We start from the raw sequence: 15,250 nt of genomic DNA, 5'->3' as shown, positions 1-15,250 counted from the left end.
AGGTGACCGCAGGCCCGCCAGGCCACCGCACAGGTAGGGGGCGCCCCGCCGTCAGGTGACGACGAATCGGCTGGGCTCGCGTAGTACCTCGAGCGCGGCCGGCAGGTCGGCCAGCCGGGTGGCCAGGGTGGCGAGCGCGACCCGCTGAGGTAGCGCGCTGTTGAACTTGAGCCCGGTCAGCGCCTTCTCGTCGACCTCCGGCAGGCAGAGCCGGTCGGCGGAGTCCGCGATCCCGCTCCGCCACTGCGCGGGGGTCAGGTCCCGGCGCAGCCGGAGGTAGAGGTCGGTCTGGTCCTGCACCGGATCGGTGAGGCCGGCCAGCGTGCTGGTCAGGGTGGCGTTGGCACGGAAGCCGGCCCAGGTCCACCAGCGCACGTCACCCGAGGCGAGCCGCGTGACCACCGTCCCGCCCGGATGCGCGGCCGGCAGGTGCTGCTCCCGGAGTTCCCCAAGCTGGTCGGTGGCCCGCCGGGTGATCGCCACCGGTGGTTCCGCTCCGAGCACCACCGCACGCATCGCGCGGCTCAGCTCGTACGAGAGCCCGGCCACGCCGGCGCTGGTCCAGCGAGCCTTTCCACCGCTGTCGACAGGTTCGACGAAACACCGGCGACGGTGCCAGTCGACGTAGCTGACCTGCCAGCTCCGGCCGCCGAGGAGAAGCCGGCGTGGCCCCGGCACCTGTTCGGTCAGCAGACTCGGATCGATCCGGCCGAGTTCGGTACGCCCGGCCAGCACCGTGAATTCGGGCGGCGCGGTGAAGACGGCCGTCATCCCAGTGAAGTGGCGGTGCCCGAACCGCAGCTCCGCCTCCGGGCCGATGAAGAGCATGTCGCCGTCCCGCTGCAGGTAGCCCTCGTCCACGAGGTACCGCAGGATCACGTCGGCGGCGTTCCCGGTGAAGGGTTCGAGACCGTTCCACCACTCGGGCCAGACCTGCCCGCCGACCTGACGCTCCTGCAGGCAGAGCGCCAGGATCTGCTGGGCGACGATGTGCCGTGGCTCGGGCGGCGGGATCACCGGTTCCACCCAGCCGCGCCCCCAGAGCAGCAGCAGGCCGGCGGCGCGGAGCAGGCTCGGCCGGTCGGGTGCCAGGAAGAGGCAGTTGCGGGTGGTGCCGGGTCGCCGCCCGGTGCGGCCGAGCCGTTGCAGCAACGAGGCGACGGATCGCGGCGCCCCGATCTGGACGACCCGGTCCAGGTCGCCGACGTCGACGCCGAGTTCCAGGGTGCTGGTGGAGACGATGACACAGTCCCGGGCCTCGGCGAACGCCTGTTCCGCCCGCCGCCGCTCGTCGAGCGAGAGGGAGGCGTGCGAGAGGAACGTGCTGACACCCTTCACCCGGAGCAGTTGCCCGAGCTGTTCCACGTCCTGGCGAGACTCGCAGAAGACCAGCCGCTTCTCGCCGCTGTGCAGGGCCGCGATCACCGTCGCGGCGTTCGTGAGCGAACCGACGTAGTCCAACTCGATCTCTCCCGGCGGAACCGCGGTGCCGGGCGTGGTGGCGGCCGGCACCGCCGACCCGGGCGCGGGCGGGTCGAGGTGCGGCGCCACGACCCGGCCCGGCCGGCGGCCCGCCGCCGCCCCCTGCAACCAGTCGAGCAGCTGCGCCGGGTTTCCGACGGTCGCGGAGAGCCCGATCCGTTGCAGCGGCCGGCCGATCGCGTGGCCGAGCCGTTCGAGTACGGCGAGCAGGTGCCAGCCCCGGTCGTCGCCGGCAAAGGCGTGCACCTCGTCGACGACCACCGCCCGCAGGTCGGCGAAGAACCGGTCATGGTCGACGTTGACGCTGACCAGCATCGCCTCGATGGACTCCGGGGTGGTGAGCAGCAGATCGGGCCGGTCGCGCAGGATCGCCTTCCGGGTCGGGGCGGTCACGTCGCCGTGCCACACCGCGACGCGGCGGCCGAGCCACGAGCCGTAGCTCGCCAGCCTTGGTTCGAGGTTGTTCAGCAGCGCTTTCAGCGGGCAGATGTAGAGCACGGAGAGGCCGGCCCACTGCTCGCTGGCCATCCGGGACAGCAGGGGAAAGACCGCCGCCTCGGTCTTGCCACTGGCGGTGGCGGCGAGCAGGACAGCGTCGTCCCCGGCGAGCAGCGGCTCGACGGCAGCCTCCTGCAACTCGCGGAGCTGCCGCCAGCCGAGCGTGTTGACGATGTGGTGCAGCAGCACCGGATGGAGCCGCTCGGCCGCCTGGCCGTCGGCAGGCGCGGCGGTCACGGCAGATCCAGGGCGATCTCGTCGGCCCGGGTGGCGTTCCGTTCCACCTCGGTCAGCTCGGCGTCGGCCACCGTCAGGGCGTAGTCGCGGCGCGGGTCGAAGTCCGGGTGCAGCTCGATCGGGTCCAGCACCCCTGCCACCAGCTTCTTCAGGAACAGCCGGGGGGCGATCCCGACCCTGCCACCGAGCCGGCCGGCGAGCGCGGTCGCCAGGTCGGCCAGGTATGCGTCGTCGGCGAGCCGGAGCAGTCGGTCCCGGGCGGGGTTGTCGGCGGCGAAGAGGTCGCGTACCCGGGCGCCGAGTTCGACGAGCGCGTCGACGGTGAACCCGGGCAGCCGCAGCTGCACGGCCCGAGGGTTGTCGAAGCGCGGGTCGGCCGGGAAGTCTGTGGCGAGTCGACCGGCGAGCGGCGCCAGCCGGGCGACGCCCTGCGGCCCGTCGTAGAAGGCCGGGGTACCGGTGATCACCAGATATAGCCCCGGGAAGCGGCCGGAGTGCACCTCGTCGACGAGTTGCCGGAGTGCGTTGAGTGCCTTGTCCCGGGCGTCGGAGCGGACCCGTTGCAGCGTCTCCACCTCGTCCAGCACCAGCAGCAGGCCCGGATAGCCGCAGTCGCGGAGCACCGCCAGCAGCCCCTGCAGGAAGCCCAGCGCGCCGAAGTGGTCGAGGTCGCCCCGGATTCCGGCGTGCCGGCGGGCCGCCGCCGAGACGTGTGGCTGCCCGCCCAGCCAGGCGAGTACGGCGTCCGCACCGGCCGGGTCACCGGCGGCGACGGCGGCCCGGTAGCCCCGGAGCGCGTTGGCGAAGGTCGGTGCGGTCCGGCCCACCACGCCGAGCCGCTGGCCGAGCAGCTCCTCGACGGCCCGGTCCACCGCCGGCTGGTCGGCCGGGTCCACCGTCCCGGCGCCGAGGACGTCGTCCTCCAGGGCGTAGAACCAGGCGTCGACGACGGGCCGCAGCGCGCTGGGTGGGAAGGTGGCGGTGCTGAGCCGCTCGGTGAGGCGCCGATAGACGGTCTCCAGCCGGTGCAGCGGGGTCTCGTTCTCCGAGATCTGCACCTCGGCGGTGGCCAGGTTGGCCCGCTTGGCCTGTTCGGCGAGCCAGCGGGCGAAGAAGGTCTTGCCGGAGCCGTACTCGCCGCGGATGGCTTTGAAGACCGCGCCGCCGGTGCGCACGGTGTCGATCTCCTCGGTGACGGCGGCGGCGAACCGGTCCAGGCCGACGGCGAGCAGGTCCAGACCGGTTTCGGGTACGGCACCGCGGCGCAACGCGTCCAGCACCTGGCGGCGCCGGGCGCTGCTCACCCCGGTAGTGCTGCTCACGACCGCCTCCCGGCGGAGCCGGGCAGTTGGAACTGCTCGCGCAGCAGGGCCAGGTCGAGCCGGACGGTACGCCCGTCGTCGACCAGGGAGAGCACGGGAAAGTTGTCCACGTTGAAGATCCGCTGGAGGGTGGTGACGAATCCGGTGGCCCGGACGGGCTGTTCGCCGGCCTGCTCGGCGACGAGTACGGCCGGCAGCACGCCGTTGGCGTCGAGCAGCGCGATGAGCGCTCCTCTGATCTTGCCGATCGGCACCTTCCGGGGGGTCAGCGAGTGCTGTGCCGTGAACATCTCCGATCCGAGCAGTGCGTCGACCAGGGCAGCCGGCCCGTCCGGCCGCGCTGCCGGCCCGTCCGGCGGGGCCGCTTCGGCAGCCGACTCGACGACGGCCGGCAGTTCGAAGAGGGTGCCGCCCTGCTCGGGCGTCGGGGTGTGTCGCCGCGCCCCGGACCGCTCCCGCCGGCTCGGTTGCGCGCCCCGCCCAGATGCGGACGTCGCCCGCCCAGGTGCCGACGTTGCCCGCCCGGCTGGCTGGGTCGGGGGCGCCGACGACAGCGGACCGGTCGCGTCCGTGGCCGCCGTCCACCAGGCCGGCCGCTGTGGGCTGAGCAGGCGCCAGCCGGGTGGGGCCGCCGCGCCGAGCGGCAGCAGGGCGAGCAGCGGCACGGTCACCTCGGCCAGCGAGGCTCCGCCGTGATAGCCGGCCTGGCGGGGCAGGTAGCGCAGTTGCGGGTCCCAGAGTGCGACCACCCGGTTGCCGTCGGCGACGACCCGGGATCCGACCAGTTCGACCTCGCCGTCGGTGGCCGGGGCCGGATCGGCACGGTGTCGGGCCGATGCCGGGTCGGCGACCGGCCGAGGGCTGGGGTCAGGATCACGCCCGGACCTGGTGTCAGGATCACACCCCGACCTGGTGTCAGCACCATGCCAGGCGCTGGTGTCGCGGTCCAGCACGTGCCCGTGGTCGCTGCTGACGACAACGGCCCGGCCCTGGTAGCGGGCGTAGTCGAGCAGTGCGCGCAGCGCGCCGAGGTTGTCGATCCGCCAGCCGGCGTCGGCACTTTCCCGACCGTACCGGAGTGCGTCGTCGACGGTGTTGACGACGACGCCGACGACGGTGCCCGGGTCGCCGAGTGCCTGGATCAGTTTGTCGCTGAGCACCTCGCCCGCGTCGCCCTGCAGGGTTCCCTTGTGGAACAGCTTCGCTGGCCGCCCCTGCCACAGCGGATTGCGTTCGAAACCGGCCCGCTCCTCGGACTGTCCGCCCGCCCGCAGCTCACCACTGAGCAGGGAGGTACGCGACACCGTTGTCACCGTCGGCAGGGCCGCGACGACGCCCCGGCGCCGGGGTTCGGTCTTCCGGCCGGGCCGGACGGCCAGCGGGTCGTACTCCAGCCAGCCCTGCCGGGTGAGCTGCTCGGCGAGGTCGGCGGCGATGGCGGCGGTCATCCCGTCGACCACGACGACGAGTACCGGCCGGTTGTCCTCCCGGACGACTGGCGCGACGACCCGGGACAGCACGGTCTCGACGGTGAGCAGGTCGCCCGCTCCCCCGGCTCCGGCGGCGGTCCAGTCGGCGAGGTGGGCGGCGAAGGCCCGGTCAAGTTCCCGGCGGCGCTGCCGCACCTGGTCGTGGACCAGCCGGTAGGTGGCGGCCAGTTCGGCGTGGGCGTCCTCGCCGGTCCAGACGTGTTCCAGGGCGAGGTCGACCCAGGACCACTGCTCGATCTGCCGGCCGATGCCCTCGGCGACGCCGGCCGGCGGTGCGGCGGGCTCGGTCAGCCAGCGGGCCAGCCGCAGTGCCATCTCGGCCCGTTCGACCCGGTGTGGGTAGTGCGCGGCGAGGCGGTGTGCGGCCAGCCGAGCGACCGCGGTGGCGGCGGCCGGTAGCGCGTCGGGCAGCACCTGCCGTCGGGTGACCGTGCGGCCGAGTGCCTCGGCGACCTCGCCGAGCCGGTGGGTGAAGCTGGATCGGAGGATGTCGCTGTGCCGGGCGGCGCCGGTCGCGGCGAAGCCGAGCAGCAGTTCCTCGGCCCGGTCGAGCACGGTGTGGCCGAGCTGGCGCGGGTCGAGCGCGCCGGGCCCGAGCTGTCGTGCGTCGGGCCCGCCGTGCCCGAGCTGACGCGGGTCGAGCCCGTCGCGGCCGGCGGCGTCGGTGAGCAGGCCGAGCATGGTTTCGTGCGCGGCGGCGGCGAAAGCGGCGACGCCGTCCCGGTCGAGCTGGATCCCGCCCAGGTACTGCTCGACCCGGCCCTGGGCGCGCAGGCTGTCCGGGTCGTCGGCGGCCCAGAGTGCCCCGCAGACCAGCCCGAGCGGCAGGGTGTCGGTGACGTGCCCGACGTCGTGGAGTACGGCGAGCATCCGCAGCGCCGGCCCGAACTCGTCGCCGAGCCAGCCGAGCAGTCCGGCCCGTTCCGCCTCGGGCAGCGCGGTCAGGGCCTGCGGTGCGACCGGCAGGGCGCTCCAGCGCAGCAGTGTCGCCGGGTCGATGTCCTCGGCGGCGGTGCCGAGCCGGCCGAGGTGGAGGCGTTCCACGGTCAGGTGCCGCAGCGCGGTGTCGCGGTGCAGGACGATCCCGGGGAGCTGCGGCCAGCCGCCGGGTGGGGTGGCCTCCAGCAGGGCCCGCCCGGCCCAGGGAAGTTCCGCCAGCCGGGGGTCCAGCTGCCGGGCGCCGAACGCCTCCTTGATCAGCGTCCACGGTTCCATGCTGAGGATCCGTTGCTGGTGCACCCGGCTGAGGATGCCGAGGCCGAGGTCCTGTTCGGCGAGGTCGGTCAGCAGCACGGTGGGCAGGTCGTGTGGTTCGGCGAGCTGTTCCCAGATCGCCAGGGTGGAGCGGCAGGCGACGACGCGTACCTGGAGTTTGTCGTCGACGGTCAGGATCGCGTCGTACGGCCAGTCCGGCACGGCGTCGACGAGCAGCACCGGGGCGGGGCCGTTGCCGGGGCGGGTGTTGCGCAGCCGGCGTCTGATCCGTTGGGCGAGGGTGTGCGGGTTGACCGGCAGCGCCCGGCGGGACGATGCGCTGACGGTCACCGGCGTACCCGCCAGACGACTTCTATCCGGCTGCCCGGGTTGCGGCCGGCGACCTTGCGCAGCGTCTCGACCAGGTCGGTGAGGTCGTCACCGTCGACGAGCACGCTGCCCTGTTCGGTCGGGCCGCGATCGAGCGTCGGTCGGCCGGTCGGCACGCCGGCCAACGTGCCGGGCTCCGGCTCGCGGGCCGGGTCGGTGGTGTCGTCGGGGCGCTGCGGTCGGGGCTGGCTGCGGGTGACCCGGCGGAGCAGGTCGGTGCTGCGGCTGCGGGCCCGGGTCAGGGCCGGCGCCAGCGGAGTGGTCAGCTCGTCGTCGTTGGCGGCCTGCCGCAGCGCGGAGAGGATGTCGGCCGCCTCGGCGGACCACGGTTCGGCCAGCTCGTCGAGCAGGTCGAAGCTGTCCCAGGAGGTGTTCCGGAGGGCCTGGACGACGTCCTCGGCGCTGCGGATGCTCCGGCCGGCGCGCTGGGCCGGGCCGCCCAGGTCGGTCTGGGCGAGCTGTTTGATGATGTCGATGTCGCGGTGCCGGCTGTCCAGGCCGTCAAGCAGGTCCCGGGCGGCGTAGGCGGTGTGCAGCCGGCCGGCGGTGGCGGCCGGGTCGAGGCCGAGCCGGTCGGCGTGCCGTTCCAGCTCGTCGACCAGGCGGTGGGCGGCTTCCCGGTGCTGCCGGGCCTGCCGGGACAGGTCCTGGACGAACATCGCGACGAGCCGGCCCCGGGCCAGGGTGGGTCCCATGAAGCCGAACAGGTGCATGGACCGCAGCCGGGCCTCGGTCCAGTCGTCGTCGTCCGGCCGTTCCGGGGTACGCAGGGCCAGCTCGCCGCTTATCGCGGTGAGTTCGGGTTGCGGGGTCAGGATCGCGCCGTGCCGCACCCAGGTCCGGTCGGTCTGCTCGGCGAAGGCGGCCAGCACGAGCTGGGCGACCGCCGGTTCGAGGCCGCGCGGCTGCGGTTCGTCGAGCCACCGTTGCAGGTCGGCGACGCGCAGGTCCCCAGTGATCCCCTCCTGGTTGGCCCGGCGCTGGAAGTGCTCGACCCAGTCCCGGCCGAGCACGTACGCCGCCTCGTGCATGACGCCGAGCCCGAGCGGGTTGACGATGCGGCGTACGACGGCCCGGTCCTTCTTGTCGACCTCGGTGCGGTCCTCGCCGGACTCGACGGCCCGGCGGACGTATTCGAGGGTGGTCTTGAGGTCGGTGATCCGCAGCGGTTCGCCCCGTCGGTCGGGGTCGAAGTCGGGGTGGGCCGGATACTGCGCGGAGAGCATCTGGTCGGCGAGCCAGGGCAGCACCGCACTCAGTTTCGCGCCGACCGGCAGGGTCAACTCGCGCGGGTCGCTGAGGCTGAGCAGGTGGTCGGCATAGGTGGTGAGCACGTCCGCGGCCTGCTTGTTCGCCACCCCGTACGCCTGGCGCAGCACACCTTTCATCGCGACAAGCAGTGCGTCGCGCTGGTTGGTGAGGGTGGCGTGGGCCCGGCGCCGGTCGTCTTCGCTGAGGTGCCGGGCGGCGGTCTCGAACCGCTGCGCCGCCTGCGATCCGCTGAGCAGGGCGTCGAGCAGCACGAGCCGGCCGAGGTCGTTCTGCCTGCTGGTGGTGAGGGTGGCCGGGATCCAGCAGACGGTACGCGCGGTGAAGCTGAACCCGAGCACCCGGTTGCGGTCCTCGGCCGGGCTGTGCGTGCCCTCGTCGAACGGATAGTCGACGATCAGACGCCAGGTGTTCGGGGTGAACGGGTGGAAGGCGTCCTCGCGCAGCTCGTCGGGGTCGCGGATGTTGCCGTAGACGACCTCGACGCTGCGCTTGCTGCCCCGCCAGACCAGGTGCGCCTGGTCGAAGTAGCCGTCGGTGGCGGTGATGCCGAGTTCTTCCCAGAGCAGCCGTTTGACCATGTTCTGCCGGCCGCCGTCGGAGTCGAGGTGCCGGGCGTTGTTGAGCACGCTGCCGACGTCGACGCCGACGAGTTCGAGGCGTACCCCGTCGCCGTCCAGCATCTTGATCTCGCCGAACCGGGCGGCCAGTTGTTCGATTTTGCGGCCGATCAGTCCGACCTCGCCGCCGGGGATCGGGCTGGTGATGCTGCCGTGGTTGAGTGCGGAGAGCTTGCGCGGGGTGAGGTTGTGCAGGGCTGGCACCGAGGGGGCGAGGGCGGCGAGCAGCAGGGTCTTGACGATCCGGTCGTCGCCGGTGAAGGCACGGACCCGGCCGGCGAGGGCCCGGTCGAGCTGCTCGCCGCGCCGGGCGCGTTCGAGGTCGTCGTCGGTGACGCGGTGCTCGTCCATCAGGTGTGGCCGCAGCCGGGTCTGGTAGAGCTTCTGCGCGGTCTCGAACTCGACCTTGAGCCGTTCGGTGAACGGCTGGTCGCCGCCCCGGCTGAGTACGTCGTAGAGGTCGCCGAGCGGGACGAGCTGGCCGAGCCGCAGCTCGTCGCGGCGGTCGACGAGCATCTGCCGCATCAGTTTGAGGCCGGTGCGGGAGCGTTGCAGGGCGCTGGAGACGTAGACCAGGGTGGAGAGGAAGGCGGGGCTGAACGGGTAGGTGAGCCGGAAGGAGTCGAGGTCGGCGCCGCTGCCGGTGTCGGTACCGAGCAGCACGTCCCAGACGTCGGAGCGGACCCGGGTGATCCGCTGGAACGCCTCGTTTATCGCCGCTTCGGCGGGGGCGTGCTTCTGCTCGTCCTCGCCGACCCGTTTGAGCACCCGGGCCCGGGTGATCGCCGGCAGGTTCCGGTCCTCCAGGTTGATCACGTCGAACCGGCCGCTGGCCAGGTTGAGGGTGTCGTGGAAGGCCAGGTCGTGCGCGCCGGTGACGTCTTCGCCGACGAGTTCCCGCAGGTCACGCTGCCGGGCGATGAAGGTGACGATGGGGATCGGGCGGCTGGCCTCGGAGCCCTCCACGAAGTTGGTGATCTTCTGGATCTCGCGGGCGACGAAGCGCTGGTCGCCGATGCTGTTGGCGAGCCAGAGGATCAGCTCGTCGAGGAAGAGGACCAGGCCGTCGTAGCCCAGCTCCTTGGCGTGCGCGGCGATCTCGGTGAGCCCCCGGTCGAGGGAGACGAAGCCTTCCTTGTCTTCGAGGGCGTTCCGGAAGAACCCTTGCTGCCAGGTGCTGAGCAGGTCGTTGACCAGGTCGCGGCGCAGCTCGTCCTGGGGGGTGGCAGTTTTCGGGTCGTGCAGCGGGGCGGCGGCGAAGGCGGCGTCCAGCTTTTCGCTGGTCCAGCCGTCGGAGTCGCCCCAGTCGTCCTCCTCGCCGCCGGGCAGGCCGGCGATGAACGCCTCGTCGCCGATCTGGGCGCGCAGGTGCTGGCTCTGGTCGAGCAGCGCGTCGGTGCGGTGCACCGCCGGGATCCGGGCCTCCGGGTGCAGCTTGCGGACATACTCGACATAGCCGCCGAGGACCCGCTGCTCAAGCGACTTCGCCCCCATCATGTGGAAGGGCACCAGCAGGAAGCGCCGGCCGTCGAGCCAGCCGTCGTGCCGGGCCAGCAGCGGGGCGAACTCCTCCCGGCGGCGGGCGGCGTGCTCACCGCGCAGCAGGGCGTGCAACGCTGCCATGAAGTGCGACTTGCCGGAGCCGAACGAGCCGTGCAGATAGGCGGCCCGGGAAACTCCGGTGGTGAGCGCGTTCTGGATCAGCCGGAGCGCCTGGTCGAAGTTGTCGACCAGGCGGGGCGGGATGACGTACTCCTTGAAAGTCGCCTCGGCGTCGGTGATGCCGTCGGCGAGCCGGAGCACCAGGTCACTCGCGGACGGGGACTCCGGGATGACGATGACGTCGCGCAGCAGCGGTAAGGGGGTCTGCTCCGGCATGGCTACACCGTAGCGGAACCGTCACCCCAGGCCAGTGACCCGGAGTCCGGTCCGGGACGCCCGGTCGCGGCGGTCCGGACCAGGGCCGGCGAGGTCGGTTCGGCGGTGGTGCCGTAGGCGCGGCCCCAGCGGTCCCGGCAGGCGTAGGAGAGGCTGGCGTGGATCCAGTTGTCGTCGTTGTCGCGCAGCACGGCCAGGCCGCAGTGCCGGCAGGGACAGACCCGGGGGTACGGCGGCAGCGGCCCGCCCCGGGTCGGCCGACTCACCGATCCTCCGTCCGGTCGCAGTAGCTGGCCGAACCGGTCGGCTTTTCGGTGCTCCAGTTTTCGATGCTCCAGCAGGAGCCGCCGAGGACGCTGTCCCAGTGGCAGCCGGGATGGTCGGCGCCCCGGACGCAGACCTCGCCGTCGGGTCCGGGTCGGCCACAGGTGACCGGCTCGTTGTGGTTCCACTGGTCGGCGCGGGACAGCAGGGCCGGGTGTGCGGTCAGCTCGGGGCGGAGCAGGAGGAGCGCCTCGGTGTAGGCGGCGGCTTTGCTGCGGGCGGCGAGCAGGTCGTGGGCCGGGAAGGTGACGTGCAGGGTGTAGCGGCGGCGGGGCTCGGGGGTGCGGCCGAGGGAGCGGAGTCGCAGGTTGGGGCTGGTCTCGCGGGCGGCGTGGAGTTGGCGGTGGGCGTCGGGGTCGGTTGGTAGGTCGGGCGGGGTGGGTGGGTTGAGGGCGTGGGCGAGCGCGGCGCGGACGGCCTCGGAGACGTCGGCCCGGTCGAGGACGGCGAAGAGATCGGCGTACTGGTCGGGCTTTGCACTGTGGGCGGCTGGGTCGGGGTGGGGGTCCTCGGGAGGGGTCCGATCGCGGCGCGGCTGCTCCCAGTGCGGCGAGTTGTTCTGAGTCACGCGTACCTCCAGGCGTTGATCGTCATGGGTGAACGGCGCGCTACAGAGAGCATGGACGAACCGGCTTAGTTATGCAACGTCACATGTGAGATCTGATGGAGGAGCTTGAACCGGATGATTGACGCTGCATGGTGATGAGGCAAGAATCGACGGAACTCACAGAAGGGCGAGGTAGTGGCGCAGATCCCCAGTCCGACCATCAGAGCTCGCCGGCTGAGGCGCGAGTTGCGGCGGCTCCGCGACCAAGCCGGCCTGATCGCGGAGGAGGTAGCAAACGACCTGGGCTGGCATCGCACCAAGGTCATCCGCATCGAGCTTGGCCACTCACGGGTCACCCAAAATGATGTCCGAGACCTGCTGACGCTCTACAAAGCCTCGGAGGAAGACCAGGAGAAGCTGACGACCCTGGTTCGACAGGCCAGGCAGAAGGGCTGGTGGAACGCGTACGGCGACGTGCTGCCGGACGCCTACGTGGGCTTCGAGGCGGAAGCTTCCTCGATCAGCTCCTACGAGAGCAGCTACGTGCCGGGCCTGCTACAGACCGAGGAGTACGTCCGAGCGATCATCCACGCCGGTCGAGTCTCGGCCGACCCAGAAGAGGTCGACCGCATCGTCGCCGCCCGCCTGGCGCGGAAGGCGTTGCTCTCCCGCGACGTTCCGCCAAAGCTCTGGATCGTGCTGGACGAAGCTGCACTCCGCCGGATCGTGGGAGGCACCGAGGTGATGCGGGCCCAGGTGGGACGCTTGATCGAGGCGTGTGCCAACCCGTCGATCGTGTTGCAGATACTGCCGTTCGACGCCGGAGCCCACGCTGCCATGGGCGGTGCGTTCACCATCCTGGACTACGACGACCCGGTGCTTGACCCGACGGTCGTCTACATCGGCAATGACACGAGCACCCTGCTCATGGAGAAGGAGGCGCAGGTCGCGCGCTATAGACTCACGTTCGACCATCTGCGCGCGAAGGCACTCGACCCCGATCAGTCGGGCGAGTTCTTGGCTCGGGTGGCAGACAGCTACCCCGGGTGATCCGTACGAGGAGACGACCATGACCGCCCCCGACCTGAGTCAGGCCGCCTGGCGCAAGAGCAGCCGCAGTGGTGCCAACGACTCGAACTGCGTCGAGGTCACCGGACTAGCAGCGGCGGTCGGGGTACGGGATTCGAAGGATCCGACGGGGCCAGTGCTTCGGTTCACCCCGCACGCCTGGACCAGCTTCACCAGCGGTCTACAGCGAGACCCCGGACTCACAAGCGCGCTGAACGGCAGGGCCTGAGCCGAGAAATGCCGCCGGCATCGCCACCTCCAAGTTGGCTCGTTCGGAGGGTGACGTCCGCTCTTGCGCAGAAGCCGGACTACAGCGGGCCGGCTGCGAGGAGCATCCACCCCGTTGGTATCGCCGCGCCGTCAGCGGCATGAGAGCCCGTCACAAGTGTTCCGAAAGCACTGAACGAAAGATCCAACGAGATTCGTGTGCACTGCCGAGTAGAGCCGAGCCGAACACCTGCTTCTGGCCGCCTCTACGGGATTATTTGCCGCGCCGCAACAGCTAAAGACCGATCTCGCGCCTATCGTAAATTTCTTGATTTAGGGCGTAGTCGGCCATCGCACGAAGGAGAGACCCCATCTGAAGAATGGCATAGATGGTTGCGGATGCCATTATGAAAAGACCAAGACTCGATCGGCGGCAGTTCGAGCAATCAACCATATTTAGGTCACCCGCTATCGCGAAGTATAAAAGACTAACCACTCCGAGGCCAAGCTGAGCGCCTAGCGTCCACACGAAGGTGAAGATTAGATCGCCGTAAAACGATCGGAACCTTTGACCATAAAGTTTCGATTCAAGAAGCGGCTCCTCGTCCGGGTCGACAGCCTCTGCTTGCCAGCCGGTGTCAGTCTTGGTGATTCGAGCACGTGGCGCACCAGGGCCGTTGGTGATCATGGTGTAATAAAGCTGACCGCGGGGAATACCTAACGCAAGCACAGTAGCAGCTGTGGCGGCGCCGAAACCCAAGGCGGAGAAGGCCAGCATCCCTGCGACAAGGTCCTTGACTGCCACCTTTTGCAAGGCAGGAACCCAAGCAAAACGGAACGCTAAAAAAGTCAGAGCTCCGGAGAACAGCACACTCAAGGCAGCATTCTTATGGAGGATGGTTTCCCAAAGCCTCGGAAGTAGATAACGCCGCGTAAATCTGAAGGTTCGTTGTCTTGGCATCGCACGGCTTTCCTTCATGGTGCCGCCTGGGGCCTCCGAGGTGCCGCTCATAGCAAGAGCATATGGCTGGGGTATGACAACTTTGACCTACGGGCCCTCTAGCTGCCGGGACTGTCGTTGTCGCCCGCGTCCTGAAGCGTTCGCGGCTCGCTCACTGGAAGAAGCGATATGTCGGGCTCAGGAGCTGGAGCCTCGCCCCGGACGATCAAGCGGGCTTCTGCGGCAAGGCGCCTCACTGCTACCCAGACGCTCTCATCTTGTTCCTCTGCGGGAGCTCCATCGTCGACCTGCGCTTTCACGCGCAACTGATGCCGTTGAAGCGAGACTGTGTGGTCGGTCGTTTCGCCCTCACGGCGACCCACCACACGCATGTCGCGCACGTTAGGAAGCCGTCGCCGGATATTCCCGATAATAACGCTAATGATACCCTCTTCTTTGCTCAGGGATTCCCCTCGGGGAGCATGAATAACAACCGCAGCATCCTTGCCCTTCGAATCACCTGCAAGCTCGGAAAGAACATCACTCGCATCGTTCCAATCGACATTTGGACGGTTAACTACAATCGATGCCTCTTTGATCCGACTCAGGTCCAGGATCTCGCGCTCTAGGGAGAGTGCCGGCAATGGGTCTAGATCTAGGTCAACCGGACCGTACCCGCGATTAGCGCTAATTCGGAAGAAGTAGCGCTCAAGACTCGTGGCACTGACACCGCGACGGCGGTTTTCAATGAATATGAGGCGATCCTGCGCATAACCGAGACGCGCGTCGCCTCGGCGAGCCAAGTATTGTCGGGCGTCCTTGCTTCCATCGTTGCACCGGTCTGGCGATCAAACAGAAGGGGAATTTCCCTCGGATTTCCACTCACGAAACGGAAATGGATAAGGTCGTCTTCGATCGTGGCCGCAGTTACGGCGATAACCTGATCTTGAGCTACTGCCGCCTCGGTATCGGCATACGGGAGGTTGGCCAACCACCGAAAGAAGCCATCGTAGTTAAGGAGGCTGCGCAGCGTACGACCGTGCATTACGAATGCCTTGACCTGCCGCGCTCGCTTCACTGCCACGGTTACCCCCAAGTGACCAGTCGCGCCATCCTACTAGATGCTGTGCAACTTCCGTCGAAGAGTCGCCTGGTTGAGAGAGCGGTTGATCAATTCGGGATCCTAGGGTGTGGGGTCCTCGGTCGGGTTAGGCGGATTCAGAAGTTTCGCCCGTATATGTACTCTTCTTCTGGAAACGAACGCACTCTTCTCGGCATGAGAGAAAGCCAATCGATAGACGCACCCAGGCCATTCGTCACGGAGGGTCACTGAAGTTACCGCCAGTAGCGCACCCGGTAGTGCTGGTGGTACCGCTTGGCGTAGCGAAGTCGACATTGCAGCGTAAGGTTCGACGTTAGGCTGCGGTGCTGGTTATCCCCGCACGGCGAGGCAGGTCCGGAAGGTACTCGTGTCGGGAGCGTGTCCAGTGAGACTCAGTCAGATCCGCACCTACACAGTGCGGCCGGAGCGGCTGGACGAGTGGGTGGCCAAGTGGCGCACGTTGGTGGTTCCGCTGCGCCAGCAGTTCGGCTTCGAGATCTCCGGCTCCTGGGTGGACCGGGAGCGCAGCGAGCACATCTGGGTGATCTCCTACGACGGGGACGACTCGTTCGAGGAGGCCAACGCCCGCTACTGGGCGTCTCCGCAGCGAGAAGCGGTGAACCTCGATCCGTCGCAGTTCCTACTCGATGAGCAGGTCCGCCAGGTGGAGACAGTGCTGTAG

Annotated in this window: 12 protein-coding genes; 3 read left to right on the top strand and 9 right to left on the bottom strand. The window is 69.5% G+C overall.

Annotated elements, in window-relative coordinates; translation table 11 throughout:
* Positions 1–51: 51 nt before the first annotated feature.
* From O7626_RS39280 to O7626_RS39255, 6 genes are read right to left on the bottom strand one after another with little or no spacing between them, the layout of a single operon-like run.
* Complete coding sequence (locus O7626_RS39280; RefSeq protein ID WP_278065969.1) at positions 52–2,217, bottom strand: DEAD/DEAH box helicase; 2,166 nt, start codon at positions 2,215–2,217, stop codon at positions 52–54.
* The gene (gene brxD, locus O7626_RS39275; protein WP_278065968.1) at positions 2,214–3,539 is read right to left on the bottom strand and encodes a BREX system ATP-binding protein BrxD; all 1,326 of its coding nucleotides are present in this window, start codon (positions 3,537–3,539) and stop codon (positions 2,214–2,216) included. The genes O7626_RS39280 and brxD overlap by 4 nt, the downstream gene beginning before the upstream one ends.
* Complete coding sequence (gene pglZ, locus O7626_RS39270; RefSeq protein ID WP_278065967.1) at positions 3,536–6,574, bottom strand: BREX-2 system phosphatase PglZ; 3,039 nt, start codon at positions 6,572–6,574, stop codon at positions 3,536–3,538. The genes brxD and pglZ overlap by 4 nt, the downstream gene beginning before the upstream one ends.
* Positions 6,571–10,380: a hypothetical protein gene (locus O7626_RS39265; protein ID WP_278065966.1), complete on the bottom strand. Its 3,810-nt coding sequence runs from the start codon at positions 10,378–10,380 to the stop codon at positions 6,571–6,573. The genes pglZ and O7626_RS39265 overlap by 4 nt, the downstream gene beginning before the upstream one ends.
* 2 nt (positions 10,381–10,382) lie before the next feature.
* A complete protein-coding gene (locus tag O7626_RS39260) occupies positions 10,383–10,646 on the bottom strand; it encodes a hypothetical protein (protein WP_278065965.1) in 264 nt (87 codons plus the stop codon).
* The gene (locus O7626_RS39255) at positions 10,643–11,272 is read right to left on the bottom strand and encodes a hypothetical protein (protein ID WP_278065964.1); all 630 of its coding nucleotides are present in this window, start codon (positions 11,270–11,272) and stop codon (positions 10,643–10,645) included. Before O7626_RS39255 ends, O7626_RS39260 begins: the two co-directional genes overlap by 4 nt.
* A 174-nt stretch (positions 11,273–11,446) precedes the next feature.
* On the opposite strand from O7626_RS39255, the gene O7626_RS39250 reads away from it, so the two are divergent.
* Positions 11,447–12,301 (top strand): helix-turn-helix transcriptional regulator, encoded by an 855-nt coding sequence (locus tag O7626_RS39250; protein WP_278065963.1) that lies wholly within the window; start codon positions 11,447–11,449, stop codon positions 12,299–12,301.
* A 19-nt stretch (positions 12,302–12,320) separates the two neighbouring features.
* Positions 12,321–12,548, top strand: a complete 228-nt coding sequence (locus O7626_RS39245; RefSeq protein WP_278065962.1) for a DUF397 domain-containing protein — start codon at positions 12,321–12,323, stop codon at positions 12,546–12,548.
* Between the two features lie 273 nt (positions 12,549–12,821).
* On the opposite strand, the gene O7626_RS39240 is transcribed toward O7626_RS39245, so the two are convergent.
* From O7626_RS39240 to O7626_RS39230, 3 genes are read right to left on the bottom strand one after another with little or no spacing between them, the layout of a single operon-like run.
* Complete coding sequence (locus O7626_RS39240; RefSeq protein ID WP_278065961.1) at positions 12,822–13,538, bottom strand: hypothetical protein; 717 nt, start codon at positions 13,536–13,538, stop codon at positions 12,822–12,824.
* A gap of 47 nt (positions 13,539–13,585) precedes the next feature.
* Positions 13,586–14,110, bottom strand: coding sequence for a hypothetical protein (locus O7626_RS39235; protein WP_278065960.1), 525 nt, complete (start codon positions 14,108–14,110; stop codon positions 13,586–13,588).
* 11 nt (positions 14,111–14,121) lie between these two features.
* Entirely contained in the window at positions 14,122–14,550 is a 429-nt protein-coding gene (locus O7626_RS39230) for a hypothetical protein (RefSeq protein WP_278065959.1), read from the bottom strand.
* A gap of 403 nt (positions 14,551–14,953) precedes the next feature.
* On the opposite strand from O7626_RS39230, the gene O7626_RS39225 reads away from it, so the two are divergent.
* Positions 14,954–15,250 carry an NIPSNAP family protein gene (locus O7626_RS39225; protein WP_278065958.1) on the top strand — a complete coding sequence of 99 codons (297 nt, stop codon included), beginning with the start codon at positions 14,954–14,956 and terminating at the stop codon, positions 15,248–15,250.

Origin of the sequence: Micromonospora sp. WMMD1102 (assembly GCF_029626265.1) — a bacterium.
GTDB lineage: Bacteria > Actinomycetota > Actinomycetes > Mycobacteriales > Micromonosporaceae > Plantactinospora.
Note: the sequence above shows the minus strand (reverse complement) of the source record. Positions and strands in the feature narration are given on the sequence as shown.

What these genes read in the sequence shown, in the direction of transcription:
- O7626_RS39245 (WP_278065962.1), top strand. Translation starts at nt 12,321, where the DNA reads ATGACCGCCCCCGACCTGAGTCAGGCCGCCTGGCGCAAGAGCAGCCGC.
- O7626_RS39265 (WP_278065966.1), bottom strand. Translation starts at nt 10,380, where the DNA reads ATGCCGGAGCAGACCCCCTTACCGCTGCTGCGCGACGTCATCGTCATC.
- O7626_RS39240 (WP_278065961.1), bottom strand. Translation starts at nt 13,538, where the DNA reads ATGAGCGGCACCTCGGAGGCCCCAGGCGGCACCATGAAGGAAAGCCGT.